Source organism: Streptomyces cyanogenus (genome assembly GCF_017526105.1).
Taxonomy (GTDB): domain Bacteria; phylum Actinomycetota; class Actinomycetes; order Streptomycetales; family Streptomycetaceae; genus Streptomyces; species Streptomyces cyanogenus.
Genome location: NZ_CP071839.1, coordinates 7,504,602 through 7,519,430, shown reverse-complemented (window position 1 = coordinate 7,519,430; position 14,829 = coordinate 7,504,602). Strand labels below are relative to the sequence as shown.

Sequence of the window (14,829 nt, the reverse complement as noted above, 5' to 3'; positions counted from 1 at the left end):
GCTGAGCGCATCCCGGCATCCGGCCACCGGCAAAGGTACGGCAGCTCAAGCAGGCCGGCACGCCGGTCGTCGCGGCCAGCATCAGCCTCGGCGGCGGCCGGACGCCACCGCCTGCGAGGACGACCCGCAAGCCGGCCATCGACAACGTGTCCAACGCCGGCGTCGCCACCGTGGTCGCGGCCGGGAACAACGGGTACGGCGACGTGGTGAGCGCCCCGGCCTGTGTCTCCTCCGTCATCGCGGTCGGCGCCACCACCGACGACGACCAGCTGTCCGCCTTCACCAACCGGGCCCCGGTGCCGGACGTGTTCGCACCCGGCACCGGCATCGTCTCCTCCGTTCCGGGCGGCGGCTACGCCTCCAGGAACGGCACCTCCATGGCCGCCCCGCACGTCAGCGGCGCCCTCGCCGTCCTCCGGCAGGCGTTCCAAGCGGTCGGCACCGCGCCACGGTCGAGGCGCCGATCATGGTGGCCGGTTTCTCCGGCAGCGCGCCGAAGGCCTTGCAGGTGGCGGTGGGTGTCACCCACGAGTGGCTGGGTGATGTGAAGATCGACCTGGTCTCCCCGGACGGCAGGACCTACGGCCTGCAGACGACCAGCGTCACGTTCTGCCCCCCAGGCCTGCGGCCCCCGGCAGCGCCTGCCGGGGGGCAGCGGGCCTGTCCGGCGCCGGCCCTCACACGTTCCCGGACGCGGTGCGCGGGGGCGCGCTGTGCACTCCTGGCCGGTACTTGGGGATCCGGATCGTGATCTTCATTCCGGCGCCGACGCCGGTCTCGATCACCAGCCCGTGGTCGTCGCCGTAGACCTGGCGCAGCCGCTCGTCCACATTGCGCAGCCCGATGCCCGCCGAGGGGCTGTCCTCGCCGCGCAGGATCCGGCGGAGCCGGTCCGGTTCCATGCCGACTCCGTTGTCCTCGATGACGATCCGGGCCGTCGCCCCCTCGTCCTGCGCGGTGATGCCGATACGGCTGCGCTCGACGCTCTCCTCCAGCCCGTGCCTGACCGCGTTCTCCACCAGGGGCTGGAGGCACAGGAAGGGCACCGCCACGGGCAGCACCTCGGGGGCGATCTGCAGGGTCACCTGAAGCCGCTGCCCGAACCGGGCGCGGACCAGCTCCAGGAACTGCTCGATGGAGCGCAACTCCTCGGCCAGGGTGGTGAACTCACCGTGCCGGCGGAACGAGTAGCGGGTGAAGTCGGCGAACTCCAGCAGCAGGTCACGGGCCCGCTCGGGGTCGGTCCGGACGAACGAGGCGATCGCGGCGAGGGAGTTGTAGACGAAGTGCGGGGAGATCTGCGCGCGCAGTGCCCGGATCTCCGCCTCGATCAGGCCCGTCCGGGTGCGGTCGAGTTCGGCGAGTTCCAGCTGGACGGAGACCCAGCGCGCCACCTCCTCGGTGGCCCGGGCCGCGGACGCCGACTCCCCGGCGCCCAGCACGACGAGGGCGCCGAGCACCCGTCCGTCGGCGGTGAGCGGCGCGGCGGCGCCCCGGCGCACGGGGCAGTCCGGGTCCGGGCAGCGGACGGGGAAGGTCTGGGTACGACCGCTCTGCAGGACGTGGCGGACCCGGTCCAGGGCGGTGTCCGCATGGTGCCGCCCCGGCCCGTCCCAGGCCAGCAGCCGGTCGTCGGCGGTCAGACCGAGCGCGGCCGTGCCGAACAGCGGCCGGAGCCGTCGTACCGCCTTGCGGGCCGCGTCCTCGGTGAGTCCGGCGCGCAGCGGGGGCGCGGCCGCGGACGCGGTGTGCAGGGTGTGGAAGGTGGCGCGTTCCACGGGGCCGCCGTGGTCCGTGCCGTCGCGGTCGACGCGGCGGACCAGGAGGTGTCCCGCGGTGAGACCGGCGGCGAACACCACGGGGGCCACGACGGCGAGGAGGGCGAGCGCGGTCATGCGCGGGCGCCTTCGGCGGGCCGGCGGATCGTCATGGGGTGGTCACTCCTCGGCGGGTGGCGGACGCGCCCTGGCCGGCCGGGCGTTCGGGCAGGTGGAGGCGGGCCATGGCGGCCTCGGTGCCGGCCGGGATCCGGTCCCGGGTCGCCAGCGAGACCAGGATCATGGTCAGGAAGCCGAGCGGTACGGACCACACGGCCGGCCAGGCGAGCAGGGTGTGCGCCCAGCCGTCGGTGAGGGGCCCGGCGATGGTCAGGGCGACCGCGGTGAGGGCGCTGCCGCCGCCGGTGAGCAGCCCCGCGATCGCGCCGGGCGCGGTGAGGCCGCGCCACCAGATGCCGAGAAGCAGCAGCGGGCAGAAGGAGGAGGCGGCCACCGCGAAGGCGAGTCCGACGGCGTTGGCGACGGGGAGTTTGCTGGCGGCCACGCTCACCGTCACGGGCACGGCGACCGCCAGGAGCGTCGCCAGCCGGAAGTGGCGTACGCCGAGCGAGGGCAGGACGTCCTGGCTGAGCACGCCCGCGACCGACAGGGTGAGCCCGGAGGCGGTGGACAGGAAGGCGGCACAGGCGCCGGCGGCGATCAGGGCGCCGAGCAGGTCGCCGCCCGGACCGCCGACGAGTCGTTCCGGCAGGACCAGGACGGCGGCGTCCGTGGTGCCGGTGAGCAGCAGGTCGGGGGCGTAGATCCGGCCGAGGAGGCCGTACAGCGGCGGCAGCAGGTAGAAGCCGCCGACCAGGGCGAGCACGATGACGGTGGTGCGCCGGGCGGCGCGGCCGTCGGGGTTGGTGTAGAAGCGGACGAGGACGTGGGGCAGCCCCATGGTGCCCAGGAAGGTGGCGAAGATCAGCCCGTAGGTGGTGTACAGCGGGTGGTCGTCCCGGCCGCCGGACAGCGGCGCCGCCCAGCTGGAGGCTCCGGCGCCCCGTCCGTCGTCCGGCTCCCGCCCGGGCACCGGGGTGTCCGGCGGGAACCGGAGCGTCGTACCGGCCCGGACCTCGTGCACGCCGGGGTCCAGCAGCAGCCGGTCGTGGTCGTGGCCCCGGCCGTCCACGACACCGGTCGCCACGGTCCGCAGCGGCGCCTCGATCCGGATGCGGACGGTGGTCTCGACGGTGACCTGGGTGTGCCGGCGGAAGGTGGGCGGCTCGTCCAGGGCACCGGCGGGGCGGGGGTCGCCGTGCCAGGCGAGGAGGAGGAACACCGCGGGTACGAGGAGCGCGGTCAGCTTCAGGCAGTACTGGAAGGCCTGCACGAAGGTGATGCTGCGCATGCCGCCGGCGGCCACGGCCAGGGTGACGACCACGGCGACGAGCACACCGCCGAGCCAGCGCGGCGCGCCGGTGACCAGGCCGAGGGTGAGGCCCGCACCCTGGAGCTGGGGCAGCAGGTAGAGCCAGCCGACGCCGACGACGAGCGCGCTGGCGACGCGCCGGGCGGCCCGGGACTCCAGCCGCGCGTCGGCGAAGTCGGGCAGCGTGTAGGCCCCGGAGCGGCGCAGCGGGGCGGCGACGAACACGAGCAGGACGAGGTAGCCGGCGGCGTAGCCGACGGGGAACCAGAGCATCTCCACGCCCTGGGCGGCGACGAGTCCGGCGATACCGAGGAACGAGGCCGCCGACAGGTACTCGCCGCTGATGGCCATGGCGTTGAGGTACGGCGGAACGGTACGGGAGGCGACGTAGAAGTCGGAGGTCGTGCGGGAGATGCGCAGTCCCGTCGAGCCGATCACCAGGGTCACGACGACGGCCGCCGACACGGCCACGATGCCGTACGTCTGGTTCACCCGGCGGCTCCGGGTGCCCGGCCGGACGGGTACGGCTGGACGTCGCTCACCGTCAGACCCCTTCGGCGCGGTCCGCGGTGTCCCGTTCGTTGCGCTCGGCGCGTACGACGTACCACCGGCCGATGACGACGAGCGCGGGATAGGCGGCGACCCCGAGGACGGCCCACACGACCAGGGCGCTGCCCGGCCTCACCGCCGGGTCCGGCAGGGCCGCGAAGACGAGGGGCAGCAGTCCGAGCAGGACGACGAGGGCCCCGAACGCCTGCAAGCCCAGCCGAAGTTGACGGCACATCAGGTCGCGCAGGGCGAGGGAGTCGACGGCGGGAGCGGGACGCGCGGGCCCGTGTCCCCCTCGAACCGCGCGGGCCGCACGCGGAACCCCCGTGACCACTTCCCGTCGAGGAGTCCCAGGTGCACTCATGCCGCGTCCTCCGACCGCGATGATCACACTTCGCAGTGGAGTGTACGCATCACGAAAGCAGAGCAACAGGTTCCGGCACAGGGAGGCACGGATGTCCGGCCGAGGGCCGCCGTGCCGGGCCCCGGCGCCGTCGTGCGTGCCGCGTCGGCGGATCGGTGGTGCACTCGGTGTATGGGCCACGTCCGGACCGACCCCCCGGACAGCACGTCCGGGGCGCGCCCGGAGCTGATCACGTTCGGTCACGGCACTGCCGATCGGACCGCTCTGGCAGGTCTTCTCCGCGGAGCCGGCGTCGCCGCCGTCGTGGACGTCAGGACCGCGCCCGGCAGTCGCCGGAACCCGGACGTGTCACGTCAGCGGCTGGCCCGGTGGATGCCCGAGGAGGAGATCGCCTACCGGTGGGAGCAGAGGCTGGGCGGGTGGCGCAAGCCGACGCCGGACTCGCCCGACACGGTCTGGCGCAACGAGTCCTTCCGCGGCTACGCCGGTCACACGCGCAGCCCCGAGTTCGTCACCGCGATGGACGTCCTGATGCGGCAGGCGGGTGAGGAGCGCACCGCGGTGATGTGCAGTGAGGCGGTGTGGTGGCGGTGCCACCGGCGGCTGATCGCCGACTTCGCCGTCCTGGCCCGTGGCGCGCACGTCCTGCACCTGATGCACGACGGACGCCTCACGGCGCACACCCCGACGCCCGGTGCACGCCTCCGCCGCGACGGTCTCGTCGTCTACGACGCCGGCCCCCGAACAGCACGGTGAGCGCCGCGACGCGGCAGGCCACAGTGGAGCCGTGGGGACTACCACGTCACCTGATCTTTTAAACCGATATCACCCGAATAGCCCAATCAATCTGCTATCCCCCGTTCGGGTGATTAGTCTCAAGATCAGAATCAGGCTCGCAGGGAGGACCCCCATGACTCGCGGCATCTCTCTTCACGTCGGGCTCAACGGCGTTGACCCCAGCAAGTACCACGGTTGGGACGGCAAACTCATCGCCTGCGAAAACGACGCCCGTGACATGGACCAGCTCGCCAAGGACGCTGGATTCCAGGACCGCACGACGTTGCTCACCGCCGACGCCACGGTCGGCAACGTCACCACGGAGCTTCGCAAGGCGGCGCAGGCCCTCACGGCCGGCGACGTGCTGTTCTTCACCTACTCCGGTCACGGTGGACAGATAGCGGACCTCAACGGCCCGGAGGACGAGCCGGATCGGCTCGACGAGACCATCTGTCTCTACGACCGGGAGTACATCGACGACGAGATCTACAAGGAGTTCGAAGGCTTCGCCGAGGGCGTTCGGATCCTGTGCCTGCTGGACAGCTGCCACAGCGGCAGCGGCGTCAAGGTCCGCGAGATCCTCACGCCGGAAGCCCTCGAAGAGCAGTTCCAGACGGACGACCCCAACAAGGTCGAGACGACGGCCAGGATCATGCCCCTGGACAAGCAGGCCGAGGTCTACGAGCGGGACAAGCAGCTCTACGACGAGATCCAGCGGAAGATCAACGCCAAGGACACCCGGGACCTCGGCGCGACGGTTCTGCTCATCTCGGCGTGCCAGGACAACCAGCTCTCGGCCGACGGCCTGGTGAACGGTCTGTTCACCGGGACCCTGCTCCAGGTGTGGAACGGCGGCAAGTTCGCCGGCGGCTACAAGGCGTTCCACCGCGAGATCCTCACGAAGATGCCGGCGACGCAGAGCCCGAACCTGTTCGTGACCGGCCGCACCAACACCCGGTTCATCCGGCAGCGGCCCTTCACCATCTGAGGGAAGCGTGCCGCCGAGGGGGCGTCCCACCGAGCGGGGCGCCCCCTTGGGGCGGCCAGCAGCGCCATGACGCCCGGGCGGACCGCCCGAAACGACCAAGGGCCCCGTCCCACCGAAGTGGAACAAGGCCCTGACCTCGGGAAAACCCCCAGGCACTCTGTCGGGACGACAGGATTTGAACCTGCGACCCCTTGACCCCCAGTCAAGTGCGCTACCAAGCTGCGCCACGTCCCGTTGCGGTCTCACGCGGGTTCCGCGTGATCACGCAGGTCAACCCTACCGTACGCGGGCGGGTGCCCGGGTCGGGGCCGGGGCGGGGCCGGTGAGGGCCGGGTGGGCGGGGCGGCGTACCGGGACGAGGAGGGCGGCGCCGGCCGCGGCCAGGCAGAGGAGGGCGAGCAGGGCCCAGCCGTGGGTGTAGCCGGAGGCGTAAGGCAGGCCCGAGGGCTGGAGCCGGCCGGTGACCAGGACGCTGGTGAGCGCGGCGCCGATCGAGCCGCCGATGGTGCGGATGTTGGCGTTCATGCCGGTCGCGGCACCGGTCTGCTCCGCCGGCACGCTGCCCACGATGAGGTTGGCCATGGAGGCGAAGGCGAGCCCGGTGCCGAGGCCGAACATGCCCGCGACGACGGCGATCTGCCACTGCGCGTCATGCCACAGGGTGAGGAAGCCGCAGGCGACCGCGCCGAGGGCGGCACCCGTGGTGAGCAACGCCTTCGCGCCGACGCGGGGTTCCAGGCGTCCCGACAGGACACCGGAGAGGAACATCGCGACCAGCATCGGCAGCATGAGCAGGCCGGAGGCGGTCACGCCGGCGCCGAAACCGTAACCGGCCGCGGACGGGGTCTGGACGAAGCCCGGCAGGAAGGACCAGATCGAGTACATGCCGGCGCCGAACAGCAGGGCGGCCGCGTTGGTCGTCCACACCGCGGGCTGTCGCAGCACCCGCAGGTCGATGAGCGGGTTGCGCGACCGGGCCTCGGCCGCCAGCCACACCGTGAACAGGACGACGGCGGCGGCGAACAGACCGAGCACCTTCACCGAGCCCCAGCCCCACCGCCCGGCCTGGCTCAGCGGCAGCAGCAGGGCGACCAGCCAGCCGGAGAGCAGGACGGCGCCGCCCCAACCGACCCTGCCCTCGGCCCTCTTGGGCGACTCGGGGACGTAGCGCGCGGCGATCAGGACCGTCGCGGCCACGACCGCGACCGGGATCCAGAACAGCCAGCGGTAGTCGAGCGCGGACACGATCGGCCCGGCGGCCACCATGCCGACCCCGCCACCGGCGGCGATCACGGCGGAGAGGCTGCTGATGCTGCCGCTGACCTCACCGGGGGCGAACTCGTCCCGGATGATGCCGAAGGAGAGCGGGAACAGGGCGCCGCCGACGCCCTGGACGACCCGGGCGGCGATCAGTACGCCGATGGTCGGCGCCAGCGCGGCGATGAGACAGCCCGCGAGGACGGTCACCAGGACGGCGACGAGGGTGCGTTTCTTGCCGACGAGGTCGCCGACCCGGCCGAGGATGGGGGTGAAGATGGAGGCGGACAGCAGGTAGGCCGTCATCACCCAGGTCGCGGTGGACTGCGAGGTGTGCAGGGCGTGCTGGACGGTCGGCAGGGCCGGCGCGATCAGCGATTGCAGCATGGAGAACACGCCGGCACCGGTCGCGAGGACCGTGAAGGTGAGGCGGGTGGACGCGCGGGGCATGGAGGAGCCTCTCCCGGATCAGGGACGCTGGAGATCGAGTACGTGGGGCACGGTCGTACGGGCCGTGCCGCGGGACGGCGGAGCCGGCCGGGCGGGCCGCGTCCGGCCACGGCGGAGCCGACCCCGCACTGTTAAAGTGGAGGTACCCCTCCACTGTAGCGGAGGTGACCCTCCGCTTCAATCGATGCCCTTCCCGGGAGGCAGCAGTGACGGCCACGCCGTTCCCCGTCAGCGAGATCGTGGCGGCCCGCCGGCCGCACCGTAAGGACGCCGCCCGCAACTACGACGCCCTGCTCACCGCGGCCCGCGAGGCCTTCGCCGAGCACGGGGCGGACGCCTCGCTGGAGGACATCGCCCGCCGCGCCGGGGTCGGCATCGGCACGCTGTACCGGAACTTCCCGACCCGCCGCGACCTGTTCGAGAGCGTCTACGCCGACGAGGTCAACGCCCTGTGCCGGGCGGCCGTCGAACTCGGCGACCGGGAGCCGTGGGAGGCGCTGACGGCATGGCTGGACCGGTTCGCCGGGTACATGGTCACCAAGCGCGCCGTCCGCGAGGCCCTCGACGGCGAGTCGGACATCTTCCAGTCCTGCCGCGACTCCATGTACGCGGCCGGCGGCCCGCTGCTGGAGCGGGCGCAGCAGGCCGGCGTCGCGCGCGCGGACATGGAGTTCGGCGATCTGGTGCGGATGGTCGCCGGGATCACGGCGACGGTCTTCGAGAACGACGCCCAGCGCGACCGGGTCCTGGCCATCGCCCTGGACGGCGTCCGCACCACCCGCTGACCCCTCCCGCCGGCAGACCCCACGAGCCCTCCCGGGGGTCGCGCCAGACCCGGCGGACCCGCCCGACGACTGCGCCGGCCCCCCCGAACCGGCTACTTGATGAGCGCGTTCGCCACCACCACGATCAGGCCCAGCAGCGCGTCCCCCAGCCCGACCAGGACGGCCATCGGCCAGGTGCGGGCCGTCCACCGGGCGGTGACGAGGCCGAGGACGAACAGGATCACGATGTTGAGGGCGAACGCGACGTACTCCACCCCTTTCGCGGGCCACCACCCCCAGCGCGCGCCCGCCAGCAGGAAGACCGTGGGCAGCACGGCCGTGACCAGCGGCCACTCGTTGCGCAGGGCGAGCACGATGTCCCAGCGGCGGCGCGGGACGCGCTCGGCGATGTAGTGGGCGTAGCCGTGGGCGAGGGCGGACGCGAACGCGGTCACCAGCACCCACGCGGCGTCGTAGCCGCGGACCTCGGCGGAGGTGTGCCCGTACTGGGTGAGCGCCGCCACCATCGAGCTGGCGAGGACCGCGCCGTACACCCCGCCGAAGAGGACGACCTCGCGCGTGCCCTGGTGCCGGGACGGTGCCGTGCCGACCGCCGTGGAGTCAGCCATGACCCCACGATCACGCACGCCGGGCGCCCCCGCCACCGCGGGACCCGACGAAGTGTCCTGCGACCAGGCCCGATGCCGCACACCCTGTCGACGGCGGCACCGCCCGCGCGCCGACTAGGGTCGGCCGCATGACGCCCAGTTTCGCGCTCCACATCCCCGACGCCGACCTCCGACCCGAGCCCCTGGACCCGGAGCAGATCGTCTCCGGGAACCCGGAGGTCACCGGGAAGGTGGTCTGGGAGTCGGCGGACGGCCGGCAGATCCGCGGGATCTGGCAGATCACCCCGGGCGTGGTCACCGACACGGAGGCGGACGAGCTGTTCGTGGTGATCAGCGGGTCGGCGACGATCGAGGTGGCGGACGGGCCGACGCTGACGGTGGGGCCCGGCGACATGGCGGTGCTCCGCGCGGGCGACCGTACGACCTGGACGGTGCACGAGACACTGCGCAAGGCGTACGCGATCAGCCTGTGAGGCCGGCCGCGGGCGGCCCCGTCGTACCCCGGACCTCCAGCGTCGGCACGGCCAGGTGCACCCGCCCCTCGCGCTCCGGCCGGGCGAAGCGGTCCAGCAGACAGCGGGCGGCGCGCCGGCCCACCTCGTGCGGGGAGGTGTCGACGGTGGTCAGCCACAGGTGCCGCAGCCGGGAGACGCTGGTGTTGTCGTACCCGGCCACCGACAGGTCGTGGGGCACCCGCAGGCCCAGTTCCCCGGCCGCCGACAGGGCGCCCACCGCGGCCATGTCGTTGACGGCGAACAGCGCCGAGGGCGGTTCGGGGCGGCTGAGCAGGCGTACGGTCCCCCGGTAGCCGCCCTCCTCGGTCAGGTCACCGGGTTCGACCAGCGGCTCGGCGCCGTGCGCCCGCATCGCCGCCTCGAAGCCCCGCCTGCGCAGCACGCCGACGGCGCCGTGGCCCGCGAGGTGCGCGATCCGGCGGTGGCCGAGTCCGAGCAGGTGCTCGGTGGCGAGCCGGGCGCCCTGCTCGTCGTCACCGGCGACGACGTCCACGCCTGGCGGCTGCGCCTCGCGCGCGCCCGCCACGACGACCGGCATCCGCCGCGCGAGCGCCCCGAGGCCGCCCGCGTCCGGGACCGTGCCGACCACCACCAGGCCGTCGGCGCCCAGGTCCAGAAAGGGTTCCGCCAGGTCGTGGCCGATGCGCCGGTTGAGGCGCGCGTCGGCGAGGAGCATGCGCAGGCCGGCCGCGTGCAGCGGGGGGTTGAGCCCGTCGAGCAGGTCCACGAACCAGGGGTTGCGCAGGTCGTCCAGGAGGACGCCGACGGTGCGGGTGCGCTGTTCGCTGAGGCTGCGGGCCGCCGCGTTCGGCCGGTAGCCCAGCTCGCGCACGGCCCGCAGGACCGCCTCCCGTTTCTCCGGGCGCACCGGGCCGGAGCCGCGCAGCACCAGCGAGACCAGGGACTTCGACACACCGGCCCGTTCGGCCACGTCACGGATCGTCGGCGGTCTCATGGGATGGACCGTTCCATGTGGCGTGCCGCGCTGTCAAAGGGTTGACACCCAGGGCATGTCAGAACAAAGGTGGCCTGGACCGAGGATGGACCGGTCCAAGAGAGAGGGGCTGTCATGGCGGACGCGCTCGGTGTCGCCGTCGTCGGGTTCGGCTGGATGGGCCGGGTGCACAGCCAGGCGTACGCCCGGCTCCCGCACCACTACCCCCGGCTGCCGCTGCGGCCCCGGCTCGTCACCGTCGCCGAGGAGGTGCCGGGGCGGGCCGAGGAGGCCGCCGAGCGGTTCGGGTTCGCCTCGGCGACCCGCGACTGGCGGGAGGTGGCGGCCGACCCGCGCGTGCAGGCGGTGAGCGTCACCGCGCCGAACTTCCTGCACCGGGAGATCGGCGTGGCGATGGCCGAGGCCGGCAAGCACCTGTGGATCGAGAAGCCGGTGGGCCTGACCGCCGAGGACGCCCGCGCGGTCGCCGACGCGGTCACCAGGTCCGGCGTGCAGGGCACGGTGGGCTTCAACTACCGCAACGCGCCCGCCGTGGAGGCCGCCCGCGAGCTGATCGTCAACGGCGAGCTCGGCACGGTCACGCATGTCCGCATCCGCCTCTTCAGCGACTACGCGGCCCACCCGGACGGCGCCCTGACCTGGCGTTACGAGCGCGAGCGCGGCGGCAGCGGGGTGCTCGGCGACCTAGCCTCGCACGGCGTCGACCTGGCCCGCTTCCTGCTCGGCGACATCGCCGCGCTCACCGCCGACACGGCGGTCTTCGTGCCGCAGCGGGCCCGTCCGAGCGGCGCGACGGCCGGCCACGCCCTGGCCGCCGGCGGCGAGCCGGGCCCGGTCGAGAACGAGGACTACGTCGGCTGCCTGCTGCGCTTCGCCTCCGGTGCGCGTGGGGTCCTGGAGGCCTGCCGGGTCTCGGTCGGCGAACAGAACGCCTACGGCTTCGAGGTGCACGGGACCCGTGGCGCGGTGTTCTGGGACTTCCGCCGGATGAACGAGCTGAAGGTGAGCCGCGGTACGACGTACCAGGACCAACCGGTGAGCACGGTGTACGTCGGCCCGGGCGCCGGCGAGTTCGCCGCCTTCCAGCCGGGCGCGGCCAACGCGATGGGCTACGACGACCTGAAGGTGATCGAGGCCTGCCGCTTCGTCCGCTCCATCGCCGAGGGCACGCCGTACGGCACCACCCTCGCGGACGCGGTGCACAGCGCGACCGTGCTGGACGCCATGGCGGAGTCGGCGCGGAGCGGCCGGTGGGTCAGCCCGTAGGCATGTTGTACGGGGTGACCACCTGGATCGCCGACGGCAGCACCGGCCCGGCGGGCGGCAGGGCCCCGTGGAAGCGCATCACCTCGTGGCAGGCCTCGCGCAGATCGTGCCGCAGGTCGTGGTGGAGCACGGCGGACAGGCGGTGCTCACGCAGCAGGCGGGTGTTGTCGTGGTCCAGGTCGTGGGCGACGAACACCGCGCAGTCGCGGCCGAGGTCGGCGAAGGCCCGCAGGGTGGCGTCGTTGCCGCCGCCGATGGAGTACACCGCCCGGATCTCCGGGTCGCGGTCCAGGGCGGCGCGGACCAGGTCGTACTGGGTGGCGTCCAGGCCCTGCCCCTCGGTGATCTCCACCAGCGCGCGCTGCGGCTGCCGGGCCCGCATCACGCTGCGGAACCCCATCTCGCGCTCCTCCTCGTTGCGGAAGAAGCCGCTGCTGAGGCTGGTGAGGACGTTGCCGGGCCGGTCGCCGAGCCACTGGCCCATCAGGTAGGCGGCGGTCGCGCCGGCCGCCCGGTTGTCGATGCCGACGTAGCCGACGCGGCCGCTCGTGGGCAGGTCGGTGACGAGGGTGACGACCGGGACGCCTGCGGCGGCGAGCCGGCCGACCGCCGCGGTGACCTCGGGGACGTCCGGGGCCTTGAGGATCACGCCCTGCGAGCCGCGCCGGGCGATCCGGTCCAGGGTGCCGACCAGTTCCCGGACCGGTCCGGTCTCGCGGAAGTGGAAGCGGGAGCGGACGACGGCCGGGTGCAGCGCGGGCAGTTCGGCCTCCAGGGCCGCGCGTACGGCGGTGGTGAAACGTTCGGGCGCCTGCGCCACGATGTCGACCATGAAGGTACGGCCGACCAGCCGGACCTGGGTGCGCTGCCGGTCGAGGTCGGCGATGGCCCGGTGCACCTCCCGCGCGGTGCTCTCCCGCACCCCTCCCCTGCCGTTCAGCACGCGGTCGACGGTGGCCTCGCTCAGACCGGCCTGACGTGCGATCTCCCGGATCGGGAACGGGTGGCCCATGAACCGGCTCCTTGAGGGGTTTTTGATGGCTCTGTGCTTGTTGTTCGAGGGGTTTGTACTGACAAGAATGACAGGGCCGCGCCGCCTCCGGGACCGGAAGCCCGTTCCCGTGAGCGGTGGCCGTTCCCGTGACCGAAAGAGGGACACCGATGTCCGTCGCCACCGTGCCAGGCCGCGCCTGGCTGACCGAGCAGGACTGCGACCTCGGCGCGTTCCGCGCCGTCGTCGAGCGGACCACGGATCCGGCCGGCTACCCGCACACGCCGGAGCTGTTCGCGGTCGACCTCAAGGGGCCGTTCTTCGCTATGGGCGGCGGTCGCTACGTCGCCGCCAAGGCGGCCCTGGTGGGCCTGACCCTCGCCCACGCTCGAACGGAACTCGCGCGGGGGGACCCCATCGCGGCGCACGCCCACCGCTGGGACCGCATCCGGATCAACGGCCTGGACATCGGCTGGACCGCGACGGAGGGCGAGGACGTCACCCAGCGCTCCTTCCACGGCGCCGGGCACGACTGGCGGGAGCAGGCCGCGGCCCGGCCGCCGATGGGCAGGCTCGGCCGACCGGACGAGATCGCCGACTTCGTGGTGTTCCTGCTGTCCGAGCGGTCCGGCGTGGTCACCGGGTCGGTGATCGACTGGGACCAGAACGTTCTGGAAGGCGGACTCGACTGACCTTCCTCGCAGCCCTTCCGCACTCTAGGAGCACCATGCGTATCGGAATCCTCGGCCTCGGCCGCATCGGCGCCTTCCACGCCGAGACCCTCTCCGGCCTCGACGCCGTCGAGTCGCTCGTCGTCACCGACCCGTTCGCGGACGCGGCCAAGGCCGCCGCCGAGCGGTTCGGTGCCGAGGTCGCGGACTCGCCCGAGGCCCTGCTGGCGGCCGGCGTGGACGGCCTCGTCGTCGCGGCGGCCACCGACGCCCACCCCGCCCTGATCCTGGCCGGTGTCGAGGCCGGTGTCCCGGTCTTCTGCGAGAAGCCCGTCGCCCGGACGATGAGCGAGGGCGTCGAGGTCCTCAAGGCGGTGCAGGGCAGCGACGTGCCGATCCAGATCGGCTACAACCGGCGCTTCGACGCGGGCTTCGTCGCCGCGCGGGCCGCCGTACAGGCCGGTGAGCTGGGCAAGCTGCACACCGTCCGGTCCACGACCCTGGACCCGGCGCCGCCCCCGGCCGCCTACGTCGCCGCGTCCGGCGGCATCTTCCGCGACTGTGCCGTGCACGACTTCGACATCATCCGCTGGGTGACGGGCCGTGAGGTCACGGAGGTGTACGCGGTGGGCGGCAACCGGGGCGCCGACTACATCAGGGCGGCGGGCGACGCCGACACCACCGGCGCGATCCTGACCCTGGACGACGGCACCATCGCGGTGGTGTCCAACTCCCGGCACAACAAGCGTGGTTACGACGTGCGCATGGAGCTCCACGGCTTCGCCGACTCCATCGCCGTCGGCTTGGACGACAAGCTGCCGCTGCGCTCGGTCGAGCCCGGCGTTGGCTTCCCGTCCGGCACCCCGCACGACTTCTTCATGGACCGCTTCACCGACGCCTACCGCGCCGAACTGACGGCGTTCACCGAGGTCGTGGCGGGCACCCGGCCCTCCCCGTGCACCGTCGAGGACGCCCTGGAGTCCGGCTGGATCGCCGAGGCCTGCACGCTGTCCCTGCACGAGCACCGGCCGGTGACGCCGGCCGAGGTGCGGCAGGGCTGAGCCCCAGGGGCGGCGCCGGGCATCCGCCGGGCGCCGCCTCGTCCGTTCCGCCTCAGCCGCAGTACCGGATCAGCCACTCGTCGGGGTTGTAGGCGTCCCGCGCCGGGTCCGGCACGGTCGCCGGCCTGGTCTCCACCGTGTCCTGCGGACGTATCCGCTCAGGCAGCGAGCCGAAGCGGTCGCGGCGCAGGGCCGCGGCCTCGGCCGGGTCCTGGGGCGTGGTGCGAGCTTCCGTACGGTGTGTCATCTCGTCCTCCCGTCCGCGCGGGCGTTCCCCGTTGTCAGTGGGACGACCGCGTGCACCCGTTGGTTCCCGGCCACCCGGGGACCGAATCCCTCGGGACAGCGCAGGAACCGGGCCGCGGTCATGAGCACCGCGGCCCGGTTCGGCAGGACGGCCCGG

16 protein-coding genes, 1 tRNA gene and 1 pseudogene are annotated in these 14,829 nt (G+C 73.1%); 9 read left to right on the top strand and 9 right to left on the bottom strand.

Features of this window, described 5'->3' with window-relative positions; genetic code table 11:
- Window positions 1–17 precede the first annotated feature (17 nt).
- Both S1361_RS33735 and S1361_RS40430 read left to right on the top strand, forming a co-directional pair.
- Entirely contained in the window at window positions 18–548 is a 531-nt protein-coding gene (locus S1361_RS33735; RefSeq protein ID WP_208036885.1) for a S8 family serine peptidase, read from the top strand.
- The gene (locus tag S1361_RS40430; RefSeq protein ID WP_425087721.1) at window positions 467–751 is read left to right on the top strand and encodes a proprotein convertase P-domain-containing protein; all 285 of its coding nucleotides are present in this window, start codon (window positions 467–469) and stop codon (window positions 749–751) included. Before S1361_RS33735 ends, S1361_RS40430 begins: the two co-directional genes overlap by 82 nt.
- Here S1361_RS40430 and S1361_RS33725 read toward each other — a convergent pair.
- The 3 genes from S1361_RS33725 to S1361_RS33715 are packed head-to-tail and all read right to left on the bottom strand — an operon-like array spanning window position 678 to window position 4,102.
- Complete coding sequence (locus S1361_RS33725; RefSeq protein WP_208035656.1) at window positions 678–1,895, bottom strand: GAF domain-containing sensor histidine kinase; 1,218 nt, start codon at window positions 1,893–1,895, stop codon at window positions 678–680. The genes S1361_RS40430 and S1361_RS33725 overlap by 74 nt on opposite strands.
- A 31-nt stretch (window positions 1,896–1,926) precedes the next feature.
- Window positions 1,927–3,681, bottom strand: coding sequence for a sodium/solute symporter (locus S1361_RS33720; RefSeq protein ID WP_208035655.1), 1,755 nt, complete (start codon window positions 3,679–3,681; stop codon window positions 1,927–1,929).
- A gap of 52 nt (window positions 3,682–3,733) precedes the next feature.
- Window positions 3,734–4,102, bottom strand: a complete 369-nt coding sequence (locus tag S1361_RS33715) for a hypothetical protein (RefSeq protein ID WP_208035654.1) — start codon at window positions 4,100–4,102, stop codon at window positions 3,734–3,736.
- A gap of 171 nt (window positions 4,103–4,273) precedes the next feature.
- On the opposite strand from S1361_RS33715, the gene S1361_RS33710 reads away from it, so the two are divergent.
- Together S1361_RS33710 and S1361_RS33705 are read left to right on the top strand one after the other, a co-directional pair.
- The gene (locus tag S1361_RS33710; RefSeq protein ID WP_208035653.1) at window positions 4,274–4,858 is read left to right on the top strand and encodes a DUF488 domain-containing protein; all 585 of its coding nucleotides are present in this window, start codon (window positions 4,274–4,276) and stop codon (window positions 4,856–4,858) included.
- Window positions 4,859–5,012: 154 nt separating this feature from the next.
- Window positions 5,013–5,867 carry a caspase family protein gene (locus tag S1361_RS33705; protein WP_208035652.1) on the top strand — a complete coding sequence of 285 codons (855 nt, stop codon included), beginning with the start codon at window positions 5,013–5,015 and terminating at the stop codon, window positions 5,865–5,867.
- A 160-nt stretch (window positions 5,868–6,027) separates the two neighbouring features.
- Here the strand turns inward: S1361_RS33705 and S1361_RS33700 are convergent.
- Window positions 6,028–6,101 (bottom strand) — tRNA-Pro (locus S1361_RS33700).
- Window positions 6,102–6,143: 42 nt separating this feature from the next.
- Window positions 6,144–7,574: an MFS transporter gene (locus S1361_RS33695; protein ID WP_208035651.1), complete on the bottom strand. Its 1,431-nt coding sequence runs from the start codon at window positions 7,572–7,574 to the stop codon at window positions 6,144–6,146.
- Between the two features lie 206 nt (window positions 7,575–7,780).
- On the opposite strand from S1361_RS33695, the gene S1361_RS33690 reads away from it, so the two are divergent.
- Entirely contained in the window at window positions 7,781–8,359 is a 579-nt protein-coding gene (locus tag S1361_RS33690) for a TetR/AcrR family transcriptional regulator (protein WP_208035650.1), read from the top strand.
- Window positions 8,360–8,451: 92 nt separating this feature from the next.
- Here the strand turns inward: S1361_RS33690 and S1361_RS33685 are convergent, their stop codons facing one another.
- A complete protein-coding gene (locus S1361_RS33685) occupies window positions 8,452–8,967 on the bottom strand; it encodes a hypothetical protein (protein WP_208035649.1) in 516 nt (171 codons plus the stop codon).
- A 128-nt stretch (window positions 8,968–9,095) separates the two neighbouring features.
- On the opposite strand from S1361_RS33685, the gene S1361_RS33680 reads away from it, so the two are divergent.
- A complete protein-coding gene (locus tag S1361_RS33680; RefSeq protein ID WP_208035648.1) occupies window positions 9,096–9,440 on the top strand; it encodes a cupin domain-containing protein in 345 nt (114 codons plus the stop codon).
- On the opposite strand, the gene S1361_RS33675 is transcribed toward S1361_RS33680, so the two are convergent.
- Complete coding sequence (locus tag S1361_RS33675; RefSeq protein WP_208035647.1) at window positions 9,430–10,437, bottom strand: LacI family DNA-binding transcriptional regulator; 1,008 nt, start codon at window positions 10,435–10,437, stop codon at window positions 9,430–9,432. The two genes, S1361_RS33680 and S1361_RS33675, sit on opposite strands and share 11 nt — an antisense overlap.
- Window positions 10,438–10,551: 114 nt before the next feature.
- Between S1361_RS33675 and S1361_RS33670 the strand changes: the two genes are divergently transcribed.
- Window positions 10,552–11,703 (top strand): Gfo/Idh/MocA family protein, encoded by a 1,152-nt coding sequence (locus S1361_RS33670; protein ID WP_208035646.1) that lies wholly within the window; start codon window positions 10,552–10,554, stop codon window positions 11,701–11,703.
- On the opposite strand, the gene S1361_RS33665 is transcribed toward S1361_RS33670, so the two are convergent.
- A complete protein-coding gene (locus S1361_RS33665) occupies window positions 11,693–12,715 on the bottom strand; it encodes a LacI family DNA-binding transcriptional regulator (protein WP_208035645.1) in 1,023 nt (340 codons plus the stop codon). The genes S1361_RS33670 and S1361_RS33665 overlap by 11 nt on opposite strands.
- A 260-nt stretch (window positions 12,716–12,975) precedes the next feature.
- Between S1361_RS33665 and S1361_RS33660 the strand changes: the two are divergent.
- Window positions 12,976–13,386 (top strand): annotated as a pseudogene (locus S1361_RS33660) (SDR family oxidoreductase); the annotation flags it as partial.
- A gap of 35 nt (window positions 13,387–13,421) precedes the next feature.
- Entirely contained in the window at window positions 13,422–14,426 is a 1,005-nt protein-coding gene (locus tag S1361_RS33655) for a Gfo/Idh/MocA family protein (protein WP_208035644.1), read from the top strand.
- A gap of 52 nt (window positions 14,427–14,478) precedes the next feature.
- Here the strand turns inward: S1361_RS33655 and S1361_RS33650 are convergent, their stop codons facing one another.
- Entirely contained in the window at window positions 14,479–14,673 is a 195-nt protein-coding gene (locus S1361_RS33650; RefSeq protein WP_208035643.1) for a hypothetical protein, read from the bottom strand.
- Window positions 14,674–14,829 lie beyond the last annotated feature (156 nt).